The organism is Ruminococcus sp. N15.MGS-57 (assembly GCF_000980385.1).
Taxonomy (GTDB): domain Bacteria; phylum Bacillota; class Clostridia; order Oscillospirales; family Ruminococcaceae; genus Hominimerdicola; species Hominimerdicola aceti.
In genome coordinates this window covers 1-19,814 of record NZ_LARF01000043.1, presented here as the reverse complement: position 1 = coordinate 19,814, position 19,814 = coordinate 1, and the positions used below count along the sequence as shown (strand labels likewise).

Below are 19,814 nucleotides of genomic sequence, written 5' to 3'. Positions count from 1 at the left end.
CGCACTCAAACCCGCCTACTTTTTCAAAAGCCGAACGGAACGCTCCTATTCCTGCAAACGCTTCGAAATATTTTATCATTTATCACCGTTCCTTTCCTTTTTGTAATAAAAAAACGGCTAAGTCTTTTTCAAAACTTAACCGTTACATTGACATATTCATTTCTTCGTTTTCTTCAAGATCTTCCGTTTCTGTAATTTCCTCGCACTCAATATTTTCCTCTGTTTGCTTATCAATCTGACTCTGTTCCTGAGCGATTTTATGGAACTTATCCACATCGGGGATAACCCCAAGCGTTCTTCCGTTATCAAATTTACAGTGCAGAGTACCCGCATCGTCCACAAATTGAACTATGCCTTTAGTACCTGGTGGAATCGGACGGGGATCGTTATCCATACTGTCAAGGCATATCCGAGTTCCTTCGGGATATCTCTGCCTGAGCATTTCTACCTTCTTTTCGTTGTAAATCATATAACACCTCACATCGTCATTCCCATATCGGGTTCTTCGGTCATGTCCTCGGTCTGACTGCTGTTCATTTTTTACTTGATCACCTCCAGTCGTTTTAGATTCCCTTTTTATAGTATATTTGTTATCAAGCCTCCTTTGAAATAAAAAAAGACCGCTTTGTCGTTTATCACATTTCGTGATATTTGACAAAACAGCCTTCTAAACTTTGTGAATGTTTTTTCATAAAAAATCGGCAGGCTTAGAGCAAAATATACTCAAAGTCTGCCGTTATGTTCGATATTTTTTGTTGTGTAGGGTTCGACTCCCTTTTTTTCGTGAAAACTGGTGAAAAGCATCCACGGTTTTACATTAAAATTTTTTGTTTTCTAAATATCAAAAAAGCCCGTAAACACGGGCTTTTTAAGGTGAGTATCCATTTGGTATCACCAATATGGTTGCGGGAGCTGGATTTGAACCAACGACCTTCGGGTTATGAGCCCGACGAGCTACCGAACTGCTCCATCCCGCGATATTCTACTGTTTTTTTACTGCTCTCTCCTGAGTGCTTATTTATTATATCACAAATGAATGTGAATGTCAATACCTTTTTTGCAATTTTTTTATTTTGACTGAAAACTCTTGACTATTGTATCCAAATCGGGTATAATATATACGATATCGGGGTGTGGCGCAGATTGGTAGCGCGCTACCTTGGGGTGGTAGAGGTCGTCGGTTCAAATCCGGTCACTCCGACCAATATGTAAAAACGGCTTTCCTCTATTGTGGAGAGCCGTTTTTTAGTTGTCAAAATATTCTAACACAAAAAAGCTCCGACGGCAAATCGGAGCTTTTGGTTTTATATTACATCTTCGCAAGCTTTGCAAATTCTGCTTTCAGTGCAGGATAGATCTCTGTGTAAAGCTTGTAGTATTTCTCATACTCAGGTACTCGCTCTGCTTCAGGCTGCTGTACCTTGTCGGTCTTTACTACTGCCTTACAAGCTTCCGGTACTGATGAGTAAATGCCTGCGCCTGTTGCCGCAAGAAGTGCTACGCCAAGGGCTGGACCTTCTTTCGATGAAGCTGTTTTTACAGGGCAGTTGTAAAGATCTGCGAGCATTGATCTCCACAGCGGTGAGCTTCCGCCGCCTCCGCATGCCATCATGTCGGATACGTTGATATCCATTTCTCTGAATACCTCAACGCAATCTCTCAGGGAGTATGATACGCCCTCCATTACTGCTCTCAGCATATCACGCTTTGTGTGCATTGCGGAAAGTCCGAAGAATACTCCTCTTGCGTCAGGGTCAAGATGCGGTGTTCTTTCGCCCATGAGATATGGCAGATAGAGAAGTCTGTTTGCACCAACAGGCACTTTCTCTGCTTCCTTATCCATGAGATAATATTCGTCAACGCCCATGCACTTTGCTGTTTCTTTCTCTGCATTGCAGAAATTATCCCTAAACCATTTCAGCGAAAGTCCTGCGCCTTGTGTAACACCCATAACGTGCCATGCGTTCGGTACTGCTGCACAGCAGGTGTGAACTCTGCCCTTTGGGTCGATAGAGATAGAAGAAGTGTGTGCAAATACAACGCCTGATGTTCCGATAGTTGTGAACGCCTTACCGTCCTCTGCAACGCCTGTTCCGATAGCCGCAGCGGCATTGTCGCCTGCTCCGCCTACTACTATAGTACCCTCTTTAAGTCCTGTAAGCTCAGCCATTTTCTTTGTGACCTTGCCTGCTACTTCGCATGACTCGTACACCTTGCCCAGCATTGACATATCAATGCCAAGCGTATCGCAGACTTCCTTTGCCCAGCAGCGGTTTGGCACGTCAAGAAGCTGCATACCGCTTGCGTCGGAAACCTCTGTTGCATATTCGCCAGTGAGGATAAATCTCAGATAGTCCTTTGGCAGAAGAATGTGTCTGCACTTTTCATATATATCAGGCTCGTTGTTCTTTACCCAAAGGATTTTCGCAGCCGTCCAGCCTGTGAGGGCAGGGTTTGCTGTTATCTTGATAAGCTTTTCTCTGCCTAGCTTTTCGTTCATTTCTTCAACTTCTGCGGCAGTTCTCTGATCGCACCATATTATGGACTTTCTAAGAACGTTGTTGTCCTTATCCAGCATAACAAGTCCGTGCATCTGTCCAGAGATACCAACACCTGCAACGTCCTCTTTATTTACGCCGCTTTTGGTCATAACAGCCTTGATAGTGTTTATCATTGCGTTTGCCCAATCAGCAGGGTCTTGCTCTGCATAGCCGTTTTTAGGCTGATACATAGGATATTCAATAGTTACAGAAGAGATAACAGTGCCATTTTCGTCGAAAAGCACCGTCTTAGTGCCGCTTGTGCCGCAGTCTACGCCGATTACATAAGCCATATTTTTTACTCCTTTATAATATGTATAGTATCATTTGTTTTTGCTAAAACGATTACATTAATTATACAATATTTCTCTCTGAAATGCAATACCCATAAAACGTTTTCGCAAAATTTATCTGCACATAAAAACAGGACGGTGGGGCTACCGTCCTATAAGTTTGTTGAAAGACCTGGCGAACTTGTTGGCGGGACGTCGTGTCTGCGTTATTGGCAGGGTACTGTCTTATACCGCCATTTTAAGTCTAGTCTGCTTTCTCAAGCACAAAGAATGTGCTGTTGTTTTCGCTTTTCATTTCCTTTATAGCCCAGCCTGCCGCGATCAGACTGTTGAGCTTTTCAACTCGCTGAAATCTGTCCATATCCGGGGCTTTTCCATCATGGGCTTTGTCCTCATTTCTTGAAACATAAAATATCTTTTGCATATATATCCTCTTTCCCTGAGAGTGACAATTGTTCCCCGATTTTTTTACAACTGTCGCATTTTATTGATTACATTATACTACACAAATATGGAGATTTCAAGGAATACCAAAAATTTTAACCTCTTTTTAACGCTTTAGTATTATTCTGATTTTTCATGCTTTTCAGTGCTTATTATATATAACGGCATAGGTAAGGTGTAAAAATGCACGTTTTTAGGGCTGCTTTATGTGCTGATATGTACAAAAACTTATGACAAGTGAGTATTTTTATATGACAGCCCTTGACTTTTTTTTATAAAAGGCATATAATAATATTATTAATTTATATATTTATAGTCTTTATAAATAATGAAACTAAGAAACTAATTTATATGGAGGGTTTAACAATGGGTAGAGTATATAACTTCAGCGCAGGTCCTGCTGTACTCCCTGAGGAAGTGCTTAAGGAAGCTGCCGATGAAATGCTCGATTACAAGGGCACTGGTATGAGCGTAATGGAGATGAGCCACCGTTCCAAGGCGTTCGATGACATCATCAAGGAAGCTGAAAAGGACATCAGAGAGCTTATGGGTATCCCTGATAACTATAAGGTGCTGTTCCTTCAGGGCGGTGCTTCTCAGCAGTTCTCAGCCGTTCCTATGAACCTTATGAAGAACAAGAAAGCGGCTTACATAATCACAGGTCAGTGGGCTAAGAAGGCTTATCAGGAGGCTCAGAAATACGGCGAGGCTGTTGCTGTGGCTTCTTCTGCTGACAAGACTTTCTCTTATATCCCTGATTGTTCAGATCTGGATATCCCAGAGGACGCTGACTATGTTTATATCTGCGAAAACAATACTATCTATGGTACAAAGTACAAGACTCTGCCTAACACAAAGGGTCACACACTTGTTGCAGACGTTTCTTCCTGCTTCCTGTCTGAGCCTGTTGACGTAACAAAGTACGGCGTTATTTACGGCGGCGTTCAGAAGAACGTTGGTCCTGCCGGCGTTGTTATTGCTATCATCAGAGAAGATCTTATCACTGACGACGTTCTCGAGGGCACACCTACAATGCTCAAGTGGAAAACTCAGGCTGACGCTGACTCTCTTTACAATACACCTCCTTGCTATGGCATCTACATCTGCGGCAAGGTATTCAAGTGGATAAAGAAAATGGGCGGCCTTGAGGCTATGAAGGCTCACAACGAGAAAAAGGCTAAGATACTCTATGATTATCTTGACCAGAGCAAGCTTTTCAAGGGCACTGTTGTTCCTGAGGACAGATCTCTTATGAACGTTCCATTCGTAACAGGCGACGCTGAGCTTGACAAGAAGTTCGTTGCTGAGGCTACAGCAGCAGGCTTTGTAAACCTCAAGGGTCACAGAACTGTTGGCGGTATGAGAGCCTCTATCTACAACGCAATGCCTATCGAGGGCGTTGAAAAGCTTGTTGAGTTCATGAAGAAGTTCGAGGCTGAGAACGCATAAGCGTAACCTTATTATAAGAGAGGGTAATTTACAATGTATGAGATAAAGACATTAAATAAGATCGCTACCTGCGGTACTGATATCTTTGACAAGGCTAAGTACACAGTAAGCGACAATGCTGAAAATCCTACCGCTATAATGGTACGTTCAGCAAAGATGCACGATATGGAAATGCCTGAGAGCCTGCTTGCTATTGCAAGAGCAGGTGCTGGCGTAAACAATATTCCAGTTGAGAAGTGCGCAGAGCAGGGAATCGTTGTATTCAACACACCTGGCGCAAACTCAAACGCTGTTAAGGAGCTTGCTATTTGTGCACTTCTTCTTGCTTCAAGAAAGATAACAGAGGCTGCTGCATGGGCTGCTTCACTTAAGGGCACTCCTGACGCTCCAAAGACAGTTGAGGGCGGCAAGTCTAAGTTCGCAGGTCCTGAGATACTGGGCAAGACACTTGGTGTAATCGGTCTTGGTGCTATCGGCGGAAAGATCGCAAACGCAGCCGTTGCACTTGGCATGGACGTTATCGGCTATGACCCATTCCTTTCAGTAAACGCAGCTATCCAGCTTGATCCTGCTGTAAAGGTAACAGCTGACATCAATGATATTTACAAGAACAGCGATTATATCACTATCCACGTTCCTTATACACCTGACACAAAGAACACTATCGACGAAGCTCAGATAGCAATGATGAAGGACGGCGTTCGTCTTATCAACCTTGCAAGAGGTGAGCTTATCAACAGTGCGGCAGTTGTAAAGGCTATCAAGGACGGCAAGGTTGCAAAGTATGTAACAGACTTTGCAGATGATGTTGTTCTTGGCGAGGAGAATGTTATCGTTCTTCCACACCTTGGCGCTTCCACACCTGAGTCTGAGGACAACTGCGCAACAATGGCAGCTCACGAGCTTATCGACTATATCGAGAAGGGAACTATCAAGAATTCTGTAAACTTCCCTAATGCAGAGCTTGCTAAAACAGGCGACCACCTTGTTTGCGTGCTTCACAAGAACGTTCCTGCACTTATTGCACAGATCACATCTGTTGTATCTGACAAGGGCGCAAATATCGAGAACCTTGTAAACAAGTCTAAGAAAGACTGGGCTTACACAATGCTCGATGTTACAGGCGACGTTGACGCTGACGCTTTCAAGTCTATCGAGGGCGTTGTTGGCGTAAGAGTTCTTTAATTGTTGATAAAAGAAATTTTATATGCAGCAATGAGGCTGCCCACGGACGAACTGCGTCTTGGGCAGCCTTTTTTGATACAAAAAAAGCTATAATTTAAGTGAAAAATGGAGGAATTTAAAATGGACAAACTTATAACAGCAATTTTATTTATCGGAATACCAATGGCACTGACTCAGCTTTTATACAGGCTGTTTGACCACAAAGGCGAAAAGACGGCAAAGCTTGCTGAGCGTTTTCCTGTGCTTGTGAAAAGAAAGTTTCTTGTGCAGATAGGCGGAGCAATGGCGTTCGTTATCGTGTTCGGGCTTATCTCGCTTCTGCTTGACCTGCCTATCAAGGTGTTTTTCATTGTGTGCGGAGTTGTAGTGGGCGTGATAAACGGCATGGCGGTCACGCTTATGTACAGAGATTAGTCGGTTGCAACGTGGCAACTGGGGCAAAATAAAAAGCTGTCAGCATTTTTTGCCGGCAGCTTTTTTTGTATGCTTATTTCTTTCTGAAGACCACAAGCTTGCTGATGACATAGTTAAGTATCAGCACAACAACGTTTGCCACTATCTTTGTTACCCAATAGTTGAAGCTGAGAAGTGAGTAGCCGAGCCACATCATGAACATTTCTACGAGAAGAGTGAATATCCTTCCGCCGTAAAATGAAGCCGCTTCGGAGATTATCGCCTTTTTGCCCTCTGCTTCAGACTCGAAAACCCATATCCTGTTGGTTATGTATGCGAATGTTACTGCACATATCCATGATATGACGGTGCTTGTGGTAGAAACACCGCCCTTGCCTATGCCTGCCTGCTCCAAAAGCACTTTTGAGATGCCTGCGGTCACAAAGCTGACTGCGGTGGTGAGTACGCCGAAAAACAGATACAAAAGCATTTCCTTGTTTTTGACGTAAAAGGGTCTGAGCCAGCCGAATATCTTCCAGTCCATTATTTTGTCGAAAATGTCTTTATCTTTCTTTGCCATTTCTGTTATCTCCTTTTGTGCATATGAATATTATGAACACAAAGAATATTATAACTCTTTTACTTCGTTTTTTCAACAATACTGTTGCAATTGGTTAAAAAATATGTTATGATAACTATATGTAGTCAGTTTTCATGACTGCCTTTAGTGCTATTTTTATAACTAGGGCAGCAAATTTATATTCTGACCTGAAAGGATAATTTTATTTTATGAAAGTTGTTATCATCGCTGTGCTTCTTATGCTGTCTGCTATTTGTTCTGCAACGGAGACAGCGTTTTCTTCATGCAACAGGATAAGGCTAAAAAAACTTGCAGACGACGGAAACAAGTCTGCAAAGAAGGCAATGAACATATGCGATAATTTTGACAAGGCACTCACTGCTATACTTGTTGGAAACAACGTGGTGAACATTTCTTCATCTTCACTTGCAACGGTGCTTTTTACGGAAAAGTTCGGAAAGGGAAGCGTGGGTCTGGCTACTATAGTCATGACGGTGCTTGTGCTTATTTTTGGTGAGATCTTGCCTAAGAGCCTTGCAAAGGAAAATTCTGAGCGGTTTTCTATTCTTATGGCGGCTCCGCTCTCCGCATTCATGTTCATCATCACGCCTATAACGGCTATCTTTATGGGCATAAAAAGCGGCGTTTCAAAGCTTGTGGGCAACAAGAACAGCGAGCCGTCTGTTACTGAGGAAGAGCTTAAATATATCATAGACGAGATTCAGGACGAGGGCGTACTTGAAGAGCAGGAGTCGGAGCTTGTGCGTTCGGCACTTGATTTTGACGAGATAACCATAAGCGAGATACTTGTGCCGAGAGTAAATATCGAGGGTGTTGAGCTTCATGAGGATATGGAGAGCATAAAAAAACGCTTTGTGCAGACAAAGTTTTCAAGGCTCCCCGTGTATGACAAGGACTTAGACCACATTGTTGGACTTATCCACCAGTCTGACTTTTTTGAAATGTATCTCAAGGGCAAGACGGACATAAGCCTTATAATGAACAAGCCACTTTACATAACCGAAAACCGCAAGATCTCTGAGATCCTGAAGCAAATGCAGCGCAAAAAGGTGCATATGGCGGTGGTGCTCGACCAATACGGCGGTACGGAGGGCATTTGTACCCTTGAGGATATCATAGAGGAGCTTGTGGGCGAGATCTATGATGAAAGCGACGAGGAGGATACCTCCCTTGTGAAAATAAGCGACGGTGTTTACGAAGCGTCGGCGGAGCTTTCGGTATCGGATTTTCTTGAGAGGATAGGACTGCCGGAGGACACTATCGAAACCGAAAGAACATCTCTCGGTGGCTGGATAATGGATATGCTTGACAGACTTCCTGAGCAGAATGAAGTTATAAGCTGTCCGCCTTTTGAGATGACCGTTAAAATGGAGGACGAGCAGAAAATAGACAGGATACGCTTCAAGATATCCGAAGAGGAGCTTGAAAATAAAAACACGGAGGACGAAAATGCCTAAGCAGATAAAGAAAGAGCAGATAAAAAAGTCAGAACTTTTATACAGAAAATGGTCTGTTGCAGGGCTTGCGGCAGCGGCTGTGTTCATGGGGTGTATGGCTGGGCTTATGAGCATGATAGTGAAAACCGAGGGGGCAAAAGTGCCAACGATAGTGCTTTTTGCGGCGTTCATTATCTACACGGCAGTGTCGGTGGTATGTGCGGTGCTTGGAGTGAAAAGCTATGTAAAGGACGACTGCGGAGTGTGCCTTTTTCAGGGTATAGTGCATATTTACAGCGTTATAGCCTGCGTAATGAATGTGAGAATGGCATTTATAATACTGTTCTCAGCGTTAGGCTCGCAATCGGGAGTAGATACCCTTATAGGAAGCCAATCGCAGAACGAATTTATACAAAGTCAGTATGCAAGCTGGATATGTCTAGCCATTGCTACTCTGTTCTCAGTGATACTTGGTATTTTGGCGGTAGTATGGCTTGTGAAAAATAAAAAGAACTGATAAATCGGCTTTGCGTAGGGGCGACCTTGGGTCGCCCGTTATTTTGTATGTTTCACAGCATACAGGTCTTAGAAAATCATAGAGTAAGGAAGAAGAAAAATAATGTTTTTGCTTATACTTGTAGTTGTATGCTACACGATATGTTCCCTTAGTGACAAGTACGCTGTTTCAACGGCAAAATTCAACGGCGACGAGCTTGGGTTCTTAATGGCGGCGGCAACGGCTGTTTTCATGGCTTGCTGTCTGCCTTTCCTCGACAGGACTATTACGCTTAGCTGGCAGTCATTTGCGGCGATAGGTCTGCTGTGCTTGTCGAAGATCCTTGAATTTAAGCTTTCGGCTATTATCCTTGATGAAATATCAGCCTTTGAGCTTAAGGCTTGGCTTGGTATCACCCTTTTCATGTCCTATGCAACGGATATTTTCCTTGGTGAAAAGCCGAGCATTTTCAAGTTCCTTTTTATCGTGCTTACTGTTGCAGGACTTGTTTTTATCGCAAAATCAGGCAGAACGGACAGCGGCAATATAAATTACCGCAGGATAGTTGTTCCTCTGGTGTTCTATCTTTTGGCAAGATACGGCTACGGCATAGTTGTAAGAGCGTCGGAGAATTACATATCCTCAACCATGGCGCTGTTCTTTGCGCTTATACTTATGGCTATCATACTTCTGCCAAGGGCGAAGCCTTTGGAGATATTCAAGAAAAATCAAAAGGGCGCATGGGTGGTTGTGCTTACAAAGATTCCGAATGTGGCAGGTCTGCTTGCGGAGAACGCTGTTATTGCTGTGAGCCTTGCGAGTGCGTCATTTATCCAGCCTATGATACTGTGTTCGCTGTTTGTTATAGCGCTCATAAGAAAAGAGCCTATCACAAAGCTGAGATTTATCGGCAGCGTTATTTGTATGGTGGGCATAATAGGATTTCAGGTTTGTTAAAAATAAAACGTCGGGCGTTTCAATTCGTCCGACGTTTTTTGTTATCTTTCGGTATTGTACATTGCGGCAAACCAGTAATCTTCTTCAAGATAGCTTGTGTCTTTCTTGCCCCATGTAATTTTTATTTTCACAAGACAGCCGTCAATATCCTCTTTTGGAAGCTCCAGCTTTTTGGACTCCTTGGCAAGCACCTTTCCGTCATAGCTGTAGACAGTGTAAAGCACGTCACCGAGCCTGTCCCCTGTGACTTCTACGGACATAGGGGTTTTAAGGGTAACATTGCCGTCCTTATCTACATCTGCCTTTACATTAAATGACGGTACGGAGGAGAGCAGATCTTCAAAGCTCTTTTCAGCGGAAAGGCTCTCGCTCTTGCCATTGCAGTATCGTGTCTTTTCAGTGCCGGGAAGCTCATATTTGCTTCCGTCACAGGTCAGCACAACTGAACCTTTCTCCACCTTTGGGGTTATATTTATCACAAGGGCGCAAGCCAAAAAGATAATGGCGGTAAGCAGACCTACAAGTATTTTCCTTTTCATTATTATCACCAATGCTATTATAGCACCTTTTGGAATAATAATCAAGGGCAGTGTTTTAGTCTTTGAGCTTTATCTCACGTTTTATCCTGCCCATTATCACAATGGCGGCGACAGTGCCTACAAGCTCGCCGAATGGAACGGCTGCCCATACTATCTTGCCTGCTGAGGAGGTAAGGGTGAGAAGATAAGCCGTGGGGAGAGGGATAACTAAAAGTCTGATAAGGGAAAGCACAAGGGAAGCTATGCCATGGTCGAGCGCCTGAAAAATTCCCTGATAGGCTATGTTTGCACCTGCAAAAAGATAGCCTAAAGTGATTATCCTTATGGCGTAGGTGGCGAATATCTCCGTATCCGCTGACAGTGAGAATACATGGCATATCTGAGAAGCAAAAAGCTGCAAGCCTATAATGCCAAGGAGCATGAGTCCCAACGTGTAGAGCATACCGTATTTTATGCCTGAACGAACTCTTGTTTTGTCCCCTTTGCCGTAGTTGTATGATACAACCGGAATGATAGTGTTGTTCATGCCGAATGACGCAAAGAATACGAACTGCTGTATTTTATAATAGATACCATAGGCTGTTACGGCGGATTGACCTATCCTGTTGAGTATGACATTAAGACCATAGGTCATGACGGACATAAGAGCCTGTATTATTATGGCAGGAATGCCTATTCTATAAATGTTTGCTATCATTTTGCTCTGTGGTATAAAATACCTCATGCCGCTTGGTATCTCTTTGTTGCACACAAAATGAAGCACGCCGCCTATGACCATTGTGAGTACCTGACCGATGACAGTGGCATAAGCCGCACCTTTTACTCCCAGCTCTGGGAAAGGGCCAAGACCGAAGATCAGGACAGGGTCAAGGACGATGTTGGCTATTGCGCCTACAAGCTGAGCAATGGTGGAATGGATAGTTTTGCCTGTTGCCTGCAAAAGCTTTTCAAATATCATTGAACCTACTGCACCGAATGACAACACACAGCATATGCCTAGATATTCGCCCCCAAGCTTTAGAGCAAGACTATCATGGGTCTGTGTTTTCAAAAATGCGTCAGTGCCGAAAAATCCGAACAGCATGAACACGATGTAGGTGCAAAGACCTATGAAAATGGCGTTGCCTGCTATTTTGCCTGCACGCTCAAAATTCTTTTCTCCAAGGCTTCTGGAGAGCAAGGCGTTTATTCCAACGCCTGTGCCTACGCCTACAGCGATTATCAAAAGCTGGACAGGGTATGCAAGGGTGAGGGCGTTTACGGCATATTCGCCCATGTGCTCAACTGTATCATCTGTTATCCTGCTTACGAAATAGCTGTCAACGATATTGTAAAAAGCCTGAACTATCATTGAAATTATCATAGGCAGACCCATGCTCAGCATGAGTTTCGGCATGGGCATAACGCCCATCTTGTTTTCTTTCAGAGCTTCTTCGCTCATATTTCATTACCTCCCGTTTTTTGCGCATAAAAAAACAGCACAAGTCCGAATACAATCGGACTTACGCTGTCGCTGCTCATTGTTATAATTATTATACCATATATTTTTTCATATGTCCAAGGACTTTTTATACAAAAGTCAGGTCTCAAAGACCCACTTTTTTGATGATATGAAGCGTTGCGAATTTACAATAAAATATATAAAAAACTATTGACAAAATCAAAAATATAGGTTATAATAACCTCATAGTAAAAGAGAGTAGCTGGCGGAGAGATCCGTTTATGTTTGCGTCAATACGTTCCGATGAGGGACCGCTGCATATCTAAACGGCGAGACTTTTATTGATTAAATTGCCACAGGCGCAGTTTACCCAATAAACGTCTTGCCGATTTTTTATGCGTTTATTTTACTGAGCCTATGAGAAAAGGAGGCTTGGAAGGGTATATCGGCAATGTTTACAGGAAAAAATAAAAAAGGTGGTATTTTATGAAGCAGTATCAAAAAAAAATTGACCAGCTTTACACTGAGTTTTCATCAGGTGAAAATGGTCTTTCAACCGAGCAGGCAGTGAAAAACTGCGAAAAGTTCGGACGAAATGTTATCACAGAGGGCAAGAAAAAGTCCATTCCCGTGATTTTTTTAGAGCAGTATAAGGACTTTCTTGTGCTTATACTCATTATTGCTGCGATAGTTTCAGCTTTCATGAAAGATGTTGAGAGCTGTGCAGTAATTCTCGTTGTTATCACAATGAACGCTATTTTGGGTACAGTTCAGACCGTCAAGGCTGAAAAGTCACTGACGAACCTTAAAAAGCTTTCTGCACCAACGGCTAAGGCGCTTCGTAACGGCGAAAAGGTCATTATCCCCTCTGAGGAGATCGCAGTGGGCGACATTCTTCTTATCGAAGCAGGCGACCAGATATGTGCAGACGGCAGGCTGATAGAATGTGCGTCTGTTCAGGTGAACGAGTCGGCACTCACAGGCGAGAGCGTCAATATCGACAAGGATATGAGCGATATAGAGGGCGAAAAGCCTCTTGCTGAACGTGCTAACATGGTTTATTCAGGTTCTTTTGTCACATACGGCAGAGGAAAAATGCTTGTCACTGAGGTGGGTATGGACACTGAGGTGGGCAAGATAGCTTCGCTTATCCAAAACGCATCAGAGAGAAAAACACCTCTCCAGAACACGCTTGACGAGTTCGGCAAAAAGCTTTCCATTGCTATACTTATTGTCTGTGCAGTAGTGTTCGGACTTAGTATGCTTCGTGGCGGCGAGCTTATGGATTCGTTCATGTTCGCTATCGCACTTGCTGTTGCGGCTATCCCTGAGGCTCTCAGCTCTATCGTTACTATCGTGCTTTCTTTCGGCACACAGAAAATGTCAAAGGAAAACGCTATCATAAGAAAGCTTCAAGCTGTTGAGGGCTTGGGCAGCGTTTCTGTAATATGCTCTGACAAGACCGGTACTCTTACTCAGAACAAGATGACAGTTAGAAAAATAATGGTAGACGGCAGGATAATCGACACTGACGCTGTTGATCTTGACGATGAAAAGGTCAAGACTATGACAAGAGCCATGATACTTTGCAACGATTCAAGCTGTAAGGACGGCGTTGAAATAGGCGACCCGACTGAAACGGCTCTTATCAACTTCGGCACAAAGCTTGGTATCGACACTGACAAGGTGAGGGAAGATCTCCCTAGAATTTCTGAGATACCATTTGATTCAGACAGAAAGCTTATGTCAACTCTGCACGTTATCGACGGCGAAAAGGTGCTTTATGTAAAGGGTGCGGCTGACGTTCTTATAAACAGGATAACTTCAAGCGATGAGGAAAAAGCTGTTATAACCCAGCGTGTGGCAGAGCTTTCGGAAAAAGGTCTGCGTATACTTGCATTTGCAGAGAAAAAATTCGACAAGGATACCGTATGTCCAGAGGACGAGGACGGATTGGAGTTTGTCGGTCTTATTGCTATGATGGATCCTCCGAGAGAGGAATCAAAGGCGGCTGTTGCGGAATGCCGCAAGGCAGGCATAAAGCCAGTCATGATAACAGGCGACCATATCGTTACGGCTTCGGCTATTGCCCGTGAGATAGGTATTCTTGACGACAACTCAAAGGCTGTTGAGGGTCACGAGCTTGACGCTTATTCAGACGAAGAGCTTGTTGACTTTGTAAAGGACAAGGCTGTTTACGCTCGTGTTACACCTGAGCATAAAATAAGGATCGTAAAGGCTTGGCAGGCAAACGGCTGTATAGTTTCCATGACAGGCGACGGTGTGAACGACGCACCTGCGTTAAAGCAGGCTGATGTGGGTGTTGCAATGGGCATCACAGGAACTGAGGTTTCAAAGGACGCTGCCTCAATGGTGCTTGCAGACGATAACTTTGCAACTATAGTCAAGGCCATAAGAAACGGCAGAAACATTTACGAGAACATTAAAAAGGCTATACTCTTCCTGCTTTCGGGCAACTTTGCGGCAATTCTTGTGGTGCTTTTCAACTCACTGCTTGGACTTCCTGTTCCGTTTGCGGCAATACATTTGCTGTTTATTAATCTGCTTACAGACTCGCTTCCTGCTATCGGTTTGGGTCTTGAACCTCACTCCGAAGAGGTCATGAAACGCAAGCCAAGAAACGCAAACGAATCTATCCTCACACGTCCTTTCCTGGGCGAGATAGCATTGTATGGCGTAGTTATAGCGATAGCAGTAGCTTCGGCTTTCCTTATGGGAAACAAGACAAGCGCAGCTCTTGGTATGACGATGGCATTCGCAGTGCTTTGCTCTGCAAGATTGTTCCACGGATTCTCGTGCAAGAAAAAAGGTCCTGTTATCTTCTCAAAGGACTTTTTCAACAACAAGTTCGGTCTTATGGCGTTCGGCCTTGGAATGGTATTTTTAAACTCCGTTCTGCTCGTTCCACAACTCAAGGGACTTTTCAAGATAGCAGACATGACAGGTATGCAGTTTGCATGGATATACATTCTAAGCTTTGGCTCTATGCTCGTTATCCAGCTTATAAAGGCGATATTCTTTACAAAGTCTGAAAAGTAAGGCTGTAGAGTTATCTTATAAAAGTTTCAAGGGGGGCGATCTTAGGTCGCACCTACGCAATAAAAATAACCGCTCTTCGTGATGTCACGGGGAGCGGTTTTGTTTTACATATCTTCGCAAGGCAGCCAAATGCCGTCTTTTTTATGAAGTATCCTCTGATTTTCAGACCCTCTGAATTTCAGGGAGATGTTTTTCTTTTCAAGGACGAATTCTCCGTCAACGAGGTAATCGATAAGGCTCAGCATTTCGTCTGTGTACTGCGTTCTGTATGGGGATTTTGAGCCTGCAAGCAGGTCAGTTTCAAGGGTACAGCCTGTGTAGCACCACACGTCCTTGTCGGGAAGTTCTGTTTTCACACGGCGGAGGAGTTTTGTAAGCTCAGGCTGGTTCTCAGGCTCCATAGGCTCGCCGCCTAAGAGAGTAAGTCCTTTTATATAGCCCCTTGAGAGGGCGTTAAGTATCTCGTCTGCGGTGGTATCTGTGAAAGGCTTGCCGTAGTCAAAGTTCCAAGTGTCAGGCTGAAAACAGCCCTTGCAGTGGTGTCTGCAACCTGATACGAACAGCGTGACCCTCACCCCTGAGCCATTGGCGATATCAGTTTTCTTTATCTCACAATAATTCATTTTCCGCTCCTTTCATACATACAACGCAGGGCAATACGCTTTTGTATTGCCCCGATAGTTATATGCTGTTTGCTGTTTTATGTCAATAATAATGTTCATTATTTTCGGATTTTGCAGTTTTGAGTTTTTGAGTTTTCCTTGCTATAATGTTCATTTTTTTGACGAGTTTTGATTTTTGAACTTTTGAGTTTTAACGGCTATAATGTTCAAAATTTTGCGATTTTGGCTGAAAAAATTTTTGGGTTTTAAAAAAATTTTTGGGTTTTATTTTTTTACAACTATTTTAGGACTAATCACAAATGCAAAACTCTCTCCTTTATCTCCTGAGTCCTGCCCTGATTCCAGAACTGTGTGCCGATGTAACCGCAGGTGCGCCTTGCAACGTTCAGAGTGTTCTGATCTCTGTTGCCGCAGTTCGGACACTCCCATACAAGCTTGCCGTCATCTTCTACTATCTTTATCTCACCGTCAAAACCACACTTCTGACAGTAGTCGCTCTTTGTGTTAAGCTCGGCGTACATGATGTTGTCGTAAATATGCTGCATAACTGCAAGGACAGCCTCTATGTTGTTCTGCATATTCGGCACTTCCACATAGCTGATAGCTCCTCCTGGTGAGAGAGCTTGGAACTGTGACTCAAAGGTGAGCTTGTCAAATGCGTCGATGTTCTCGGTAACATGGATATGATAGCTGTTTGTGATGTAGTTTCTGTCTGTTACACCCTCGATAACACCGAAACGCGTCTGCAAACATCTTGCAAATTTGTATGTTGTGGACTCCAATGGCGTGCCGTAAAGGCTGAAATCTATGTTTGTTTCTGCTCTCCACTTTGCGCAGGCGTCATTAAGGTGCTGCATAACTTCAAGTGCAAAAGGCGTTGCTGAAGGGTCTGTGTGTGACTTGCCTGTCATGTATCTTACGCATTCGCAAAGACCTGCATAGCCAAGTGATATGGTGGAATATCCGCCGAACAGGAGCTTGTCGATTGTTTCGCCCTTTTTAAGCCTTGCCAATGCACCGTTCTGCCAAAGGATAGGCGCAACGTCTGACGGAGTGCCTTTAAGTCTTTCGTGACGGAGCATAAGCGCACGTCTGCAAAGTTCAAGTCTTTCATCAAATATCTTCCAGAACTTATCCATATCCTTATATGACGAGCAGGCAACGTCCACAAGGTTTATTGTAACAACGCCCTGATTGAATCTGCCGTAATATTTAGGCTTGCCGTTTTCGTCAAGATATGTTGTAAGGAAGCTTCTGCAGCCCATGCAAGGGTAGCACTGACCATTTCCGTTCTTGTCTACCTTAAGCTCCTTCATTTTCTTTTCGCTTATATAGTCAGGCACCATTCTCTTTGCGGTACACTTTGCAGCAAGCTTTGTAAGCTCCCAATATTTTGAGCCTTCTCTTATATTGTCCTCTTCAAGGACATATATGAGTTTTGGAAACGCAGGTGTTATATAGACGCCCTTTTCGTTCTTTACGCCTTGGATACGCTGTCTGAGCATTTCCTCTATGATAGCCGCAAGGTCATCTCTTGTCTGCCCCTCCGGCACCTCGTCAAGGTACATGAAAACAGTAACGAAAGGTGCTTGACCATTTGTTGTCATAAGAGTGATGACCTGATACTGTATCATCTGAACGCCCTGAACTATCTCAGCCTTTACTCTCATTTCGGCTACCTTATTTATAGTATCCTCGTCGGCAGGGATATTAAGCTCTGCGAACTCTTTTTTTACCTCACGGCGGTATTTATCACGGGATATCTGAACGAACGGAGCAAGGTGGGAAAGTGTGATACTCTGTCCGCCATACTGTGAAGAAGCTATCTGAGCGATAGATTGTGTAGCGATATTGCAGGCTGTAGAGAAGCTGTGTGGCTTTTCTATCATGACTTCGCTTATGACAGTGCCGTTCTGGAGCATATCCTCAAGATTGACAAGACAGCAGTTGTGCATATGCTGAGCGAAATAATCGGCGTCGTGGAAATGTATCAGACCTTTTTCGTGAGCTTCAACTATATCGTCAGGAAGCAAAAATCTTCTTGTGATATCCTTGCTCACTTCACCTGCCATATAATCCCTCTGAACTGAATTGACAGTAGGGTTCTTATTGGAATTTTCCTGCTTGACTTCCTCGTTCTCGAAGTTAAGAAGAGAAAGTATCTGCTTGTCAGTAGTATTAGCCTGTCTGACGATAGAACGCTCATAGCGGTAGGTGATATAATGCTTTGCCACTGTATACTTGCCGTGGCGCATGATATCGGCTTCCACCCAGTCCTGAATAGTTTCAACATCCATAGCCCTATTCATTTCAGAGCATTTGTCCTCTATATTCTGTGCTATCTCTCCTATTTCTCCCTCAGAGAGCCTATCCTTTTCCTCCACAGTGATATTAGCTTTCGCAACGGCATTTTCTATCTTTTCCTTATCGAACGTATTCTCAGCGCCGCTTCTTTTTATTATCTTCACCTATACTCTTCCTTTCATTCTATCCTACTCAACCACTATATATTGTGGTTGGCTTCTTTTATCACAACATAATATTGAACATTTACTATTATACCACAATCAGAATATAAGTCAAGGGCATAGAATGATAAATAATCTACAAAAATTCCGGTTAAAAACAGAGCAGTTTGCCGAAAAAGTATTACAAATGATTACAAACACTTGATTGACAAAAAGTGTGAAAAACAATGGCATTTAAAGGGATGATAAAGGTGTGAAGCTACAAGAAACGATGTGAACATTCTGTAAAATAAGCAGAGAAATTCCATTAACTCATTGACAAAGGGGCTTGCATATGATATAATATTAGAGTTGAATGCGCCAGTAGCTCAGCTGGATAGAGTGACTGGCTACGAACCAGTAGGTCGGGGGTTCGAGTCCCTTCTGGCGCACCAATCATTTTTGATACTCACAGAGGAAAATCCACAGGATATAAAAATGTGGACTTTCCTCAGCAAGTATCTTTAAGTATCCTTGCTGAGCATATATGAAAGCTTGCAATAACAAGCCGGAATATGTTTGTGACATTTGTTTCGTTTCGCTTTTAGACCTTGTCAAGGCAGCTGCACATTGTGGAGCTTAAGCGAATCATCTGATGTTAATTCATAGTGGCGTCGGCACATAGGCTTGCAGTTAGCTTAACTGTTACTGGCTGGCTCGTGTTCATGTTCTGAAATGTCAAGAATGCCTGATCGGCGTGATTGAACAGTAACGAACGTCATGGCTCTAAGCGACTTAAAGACAACTCAATGTCTTGTTGTGCTTGTGTTTCACATCAGTTGACCTCATCTCAATCTTATTTGAGGACTTACGATATTTGATTTTCAAGCTGCATTTTTGATGAGTTGAATCAGCAGCTAAAAAGCAAAAAGAGCTTTCCAGATGTTTGACATCGTGAAAAGCCCTTGACAATCTATTTCCAACGTGCTATAATAGAGCACGAGGATAGCATTCTCTGAAAGCTCACAGTTGCCTCTTACATCTGTGCTGCTGGGCTTATAATCTCCGGCAAGAGTTTATAAGCCTTAGAGGGTGCGATTTTTTATGCCCTCTAAATTTCCTCTGTATATTAATTATACCACCATTTTGTCAATTTGTCAATACTTTTGCGGAAATTAATGGCGAAAAATATATATTTTATATATAAATGCAAAAAGACCCTAGTGTGTCACGGTGACACACTAGGGGTTCTTTTATACAAATTCTATTTTAAGTTTTTTGCCTAAAGCAGCGGCAAGTCTTTGAAGTGTTTTTATTGAAGGATTGGCATTCCCTGTTTCAATGTTGCTTATATCGCCTTGTGCAATGCCAGTAAGCTTTGAAAGCTCACTTTGTGTTATGCCGCTCTTTTTACGAGCGTCTATCAGTGTTTGAATTATTGTGAACTCAGGTTCAAGTGCGTCATATTCCGCTTTGAGCTTAGGATCTTTTAACTGTTCATCAAGAAAATCATTAAAATTAGTCATGGTGCTATTCCCCTTTCTGAGTGCGTTTTAAGTAATTTGAGCGATATGTCTTTGCTAGTTCGATTTCCTCCTTAGGTGTTTTCTGCGTTTTCTTTACAAATCCATTTGTAAGTATGGCTTTTCTGCCAACTACAAAGAAATACATTACCCTTGATATGTTTGACCCCACTTTTGCTCTTAGCTCCAGTATTCCATCACCGATTGGTTTGGAATATGGCTCTCTTAATTCATATCCATTATGCTGTAGCATCTCAATAGTCCTAAGCATTTTGGCTCTCATTTTTATGTCAAGGCTTAATAAAAATTCTTTGGCTGGCTCAGTGCCGTCTTCTTTATCATAAAATATTATTTCAAATTCCTGCATTTGTATTCCTTTCAATATAG

Annotated in this window: 17 protein-coding genes and 3 tRNA genes; 9 read left to right on the top strand and 11 right to left on the bottom strand. The window is 43.1% G+C overall.

Annotation, left to right across the window (positions count from 1 at the left end):
- Positions 1-142 precede the first annotated feature (142 nt).
- Both WS40_RS08810 and WS40_RS08805 read right to left on the bottom strand, forming a co-directional pair.
- Positions 143-469 (bottom strand): DUF4314 domain-containing protein, encoded by a 327-nt coding sequence (locus WS40_RS08810; RefSeq protein ID WP_046441724.1) that lies wholly within the window; start codon positions 467-469, stop codon positions 143-145.
- 431 nt (positions 470-900) lie between these two features.
- Positions 901-977: transfer RNA gene (locus tag WS40_RS08805), tRNA-Met, on the bottom strand.
- Positions 978-1,127: 150 nt separating this feature from the next.
- Here WS40_RS08805 and WS40_RS08800 point away from each other — a divergent pair.
- Positions 1,128-1,204, top strand: a tRNA-Pro gene (locus WS40_RS08800).
- 105 nt (positions 1,205-1,309) lie between these two features.
- On the opposite strand, the gene xylB is transcribed toward WS40_RS08800, so the two are convergent.
- Positions 1,310-2,833: a xylulokinase gene (gene xylB, locus WS40_RS08795; RefSeq protein ID WP_046441723.1), complete on the bottom strand. Its 1,524-nt coding sequence runs from the start codon at positions 2,831-2,833 to the stop codon at positions 1,310-1,312.
- Between the two features lie 244 nt (positions 2,834-3,077).
- Complete coding sequence (locus WS40_RS08790) at positions 3,078-3,257, bottom strand: hypothetical protein (RefSeq protein ID WP_022288558.1); 180 nt, start codon at positions 3,255-3,257, stop codon at positions 3,078-3,080.
- 386 nt (positions 3,258-3,643) lie between these two features.
- On the opposite strand from WS40_RS08790, the gene serC reads away from it, so the two are divergent.
- The 3 genes from serC (at position 3,644) to WS40_RS08775 (ending at position 6,325) form a co-directional block, all read left to right on the top strand.
- Positions 3,644-4,726 (top strand): 3-phosphoserine/phosphohydroxythreonine transaminase, encoded by a 1,083-nt coding sequence (serC, locus tag WS40_RS08785; RefSeq protein WP_046441722.1) that lies wholly within the window; start codon positions 3,644-3,646, stop codon positions 4,724-4,726.
- 33 nt (positions 4,727-4,759) lie between these two features.
- The gene (locus WS40_RS08780) at positions 4,760-5,911 is read left to right on the top strand and encodes a 3-phosphoglycerate dehydrogenase family protein (protein ID WP_038672406.1); all 1,152 of its coding nucleotides are present in this window, start codon (positions 4,760-4,762) and stop codon (positions 5,909-5,911) included.
- Between the two features lie 120 nt (positions 5,912-6,031).
- Positions 6,032-6,325, top strand: coding sequence for a hypothetical protein (locus WS40_RS08775; protein WP_046441721.1), 294 nt, complete (start codon positions 6,032-6,034; stop codon positions 6,323-6,325).
- A 73-nt stretch (positions 6,326-6,398) separates the two neighbouring features.
- Here WS40_RS08775 and WS40_RS08770 read toward each other — a convergent pair whose 3' ends face one another.
- Complete coding sequence (locus WS40_RS08770) at positions 6,399-6,884, bottom strand: GtrA family protein (protein WP_046441720.1); 486 nt, start codon at positions 6,882-6,884, stop codon at positions 6,399-6,401.
- A 209-nt stretch (positions 6,885-7,093) separates the two neighbouring features.
- Here WS40_RS08770 and WS40_RS08765 point away from each other — a divergent pair, with 209 nt between their 5' ends.
- The 3 genes from WS40_RS08765 to WS40_RS08755 all read left to right on the top strand — a co-directional run bounded on the left by WS40_RS08765 (position 7,094) and on the right by WS40_RS08755 (position 9,794).
- Positions 7,094-8,362: a hemolysin family protein gene (locus WS40_RS08765; protein ID WP_046441719.1), complete on the top strand. Its 1,269-nt coding sequence runs from the start codon at positions 7,094-7,096 to the stop codon at positions 8,360-8,362.
- Positions 8,355-8,858, top strand: coding sequence for a hypothetical protein (locus tag WS40_RS08760; protein WP_046441718.1), 504 nt, complete (start codon positions 8,355-8,357; stop codon positions 8,856-8,858). Before WS40_RS08765 ends, WS40_RS08760 begins: the two co-directional genes overlap by 8 nt.
- Before the next feature lie 102 nt (positions 8,859-8,960).
- The gene (locus WS40_RS08755) at positions 8,961-9,794 is read left to right on the top strand and encodes a hypothetical protein (RefSeq protein ID WP_038672398.1); all 834 of its coding nucleotides are present in this window, start codon (positions 8,961-8,963) and stop codon (positions 9,792-9,794) included.
- A gap of 41 nt (positions 9,795-9,835) precedes the next feature.
- Here WS40_RS08755 and WS40_RS08750 read toward each other — a convergent pair whose 3' ends face one another.
- A complete protein-coding gene (locus WS40_RS08750; protein WP_138336389.1) occupies positions 9,836-10,333 on the bottom strand; it encodes a hypothetical protein in 498 nt (165 codons plus the stop codon).
- A gap of 55 nt (positions 10,334-10,388) precedes the next feature.
- Positions 10,389-11,774, bottom strand: a complete 1,386-nt coding sequence (locus WS40_RS08745; RefSeq protein ID WP_046441716.1) for an MATE family efflux transporter — start codon at positions 11,772-11,774, stop codon at positions 10,389-10,391.
- 486 nt (positions 11,775-12,260) lie between these two features.
- On the opposite strand from WS40_RS08745, the gene WS40_RS08740 reads away from it, so the two are divergent.
- Positions 12,261-14,834, top strand: coding sequence for a cation-translocating P-type ATPase (locus WS40_RS08740; protein ID WP_046441715.1), 2,574 nt, complete (start codon positions 12,261-12,263; stop codon positions 14,832-14,834).
- 104 nt (positions 14,835-14,938) lie between these two features.
- On the opposite strand, the gene nrdG is transcribed toward WS40_RS08740, so the two are convergent.
- Positions 14,939-15,457, bottom strand: a complete 519-nt coding sequence (nrdG, locus tag WS40_RS08735) for an anaerobic ribonucleoside-triphosphate reductase activating protein (protein WP_046441714.1) — start codon at positions 15,455-15,457, stop codon at positions 14,939-14,941.
- A gap of 293 nt (positions 15,458-15,750) precedes the next feature.
- On the bottom strand, positions 15,751-17,925 hold the full coding sequence (gene nrdD / locus WS40_RS08730) for an anaerobic ribonucleoside-triphosphate reductase (protein WP_046441713.1): 2,175 nt from the start codon (positions 17,923-17,925) through the stop codon (positions 15,751-15,753).
- A gap of 357 nt (positions 17,926-18,282) precedes the next feature.
- On the opposite strand from nrdD, the gene WS40_RS08725 reads away from it, so the two are divergent.
- Positions 18,283-18,359, top strand: a tRNA-Arg gene (locus WS40_RS08725).
- Positions 18,360-19,157: 798 nt separating this feature from the next.
- On the opposite strand, the gene WS40_RS08720 is transcribed toward WS40_RS08725, so the two are convergent.
- Positions 19,158-19,430 (bottom strand): helix-turn-helix domain-containing protein, encoded by a 273-nt coding sequence (locus tag WS40_RS08720; protein ID WP_038672388.1) that lies wholly within the window; start codon positions 19,428-19,430, stop codon positions 19,158-19,160.
- Positions 19,431-19,434: 4 nt separating this feature from the next.
- On the bottom strand, positions 19,435-19,794 hold the full coding sequence (locus WS40_RS08715) for a type II toxin-antitoxin system RelE/ParE family toxin (protein WP_181987681.1): 360 nt from the start codon (positions 19,792-19,794) through the stop codon (positions 19,435-19,437).
- Between the last annotated feature and the right edge of the window lie 20 nt (positions 19,795-19,814).

Bases quoted from the DNA above. Each gene is read 5' to 3' on its own strand.
- WS40_RS08810 (WP_046441724.1), bottom strand. From the start codon at position 469: ATGATTTACAACGAAAAGAAGGTAGAAATGCTCAGGCAGAGATATCCC.
- xylB (WP_046441723.1), bottom strand. From the start codon at position 2,833: ATGGCTTATGTAATCGGCGTAGACTGCGGCACAAGCGGCACTAAGACG.
- WS40_RS08790 (WP_022288558.1), bottom strand. From the start codon at position 3,257: ATGCAAAAGATATTTTATGTTTCAAGAAATGAGGACAAAGCCCATGAT.
- serC (WP_046441722.1), top strand. From the start codon at position 3,644: ATGGGTAGAGTATATAACTTCAGCGCAGGTCCTGCTGTACTCCCTGAG.
- WS40_RS08780 (WP_038672406.1), top strand. From the start codon at position 4,760: ATGTATGAGATAAAGACATTAAATAAGATCGCTACCTGCGGTACTGAT.
- WS40_RS08775 (WP_046441721.1), top strand. From the start codon at position 6,032: ATGGACAAACTTATAACAGCAATTTTATTTATCGGAATACCAATGGCA.
- WS40_RS08770 (WP_046441720.1), bottom strand. From the start codon at position 6,884: ATGGCAAAGAAAGATAAAGACATTTTCGACAAAATAATGGACTGGAAG.
- WS40_RS08765 (WP_046441719.1), top strand. From the start codon at position 7,094: ATGAAAGTTGTTATCATCGCTGTGCTTCTTATGCTGTCTGCTATTTGT.
- WS40_RS08760 (WP_046441718.1), top strand. From the start codon at position 8,355: ATGCCTAAGCAGATAAAGAAAGAGCAGATAAAAAAGTCAGAACTTTTA.
- WS40_RS08755 (WP_038672398.1), top strand. From the start codon at position 8,961: ATGTTTTTGCTTATACTTGTAGTTGTATGCTACACGATATGTTCCCTT.
- WS40_RS08750 (WP_138336389.1), bottom strand. From the start codon at position 10,333: ATGAAAAGGAAAATACTTGTAGGTCTGCTTACCGCCATTATCTTTTTG.
- WS40_RS08745 (WP_046441716.1), bottom strand. From the start codon at position 11,774: ATGAGCGAAGAAGCTCTGAAAGAAAACAAGATGGGCGTTATGCCCATG.
- WS40_RS08740 (WP_046441715.1), top strand. From the start codon at position 12,261: ATGAAGCAGTATCAAAAAAAAATTGACCAGCTTTACACTGAGTTTTCA.
- nrdG (WP_046441714.1), bottom strand. From the start codon at position 15,457: ATGAATTATTGTGAGATAAAGAAAACTGATATCGCCAATGGCTCAGGG.
- WS40_RS08720 (WP_038672388.1), bottom strand. From the start codon at position 19,430: ATGACTAATTTTAATGATTTTCTTGATGAACAGTTAAAAGATCCTAAG.
- WS40_RS08715 (WP_181987681.1), bottom strand. From the start codon at position 19,794: ATGCAGGAATTTGAAATAATATTTTATGATAAAGAAGACGGCACTGAG.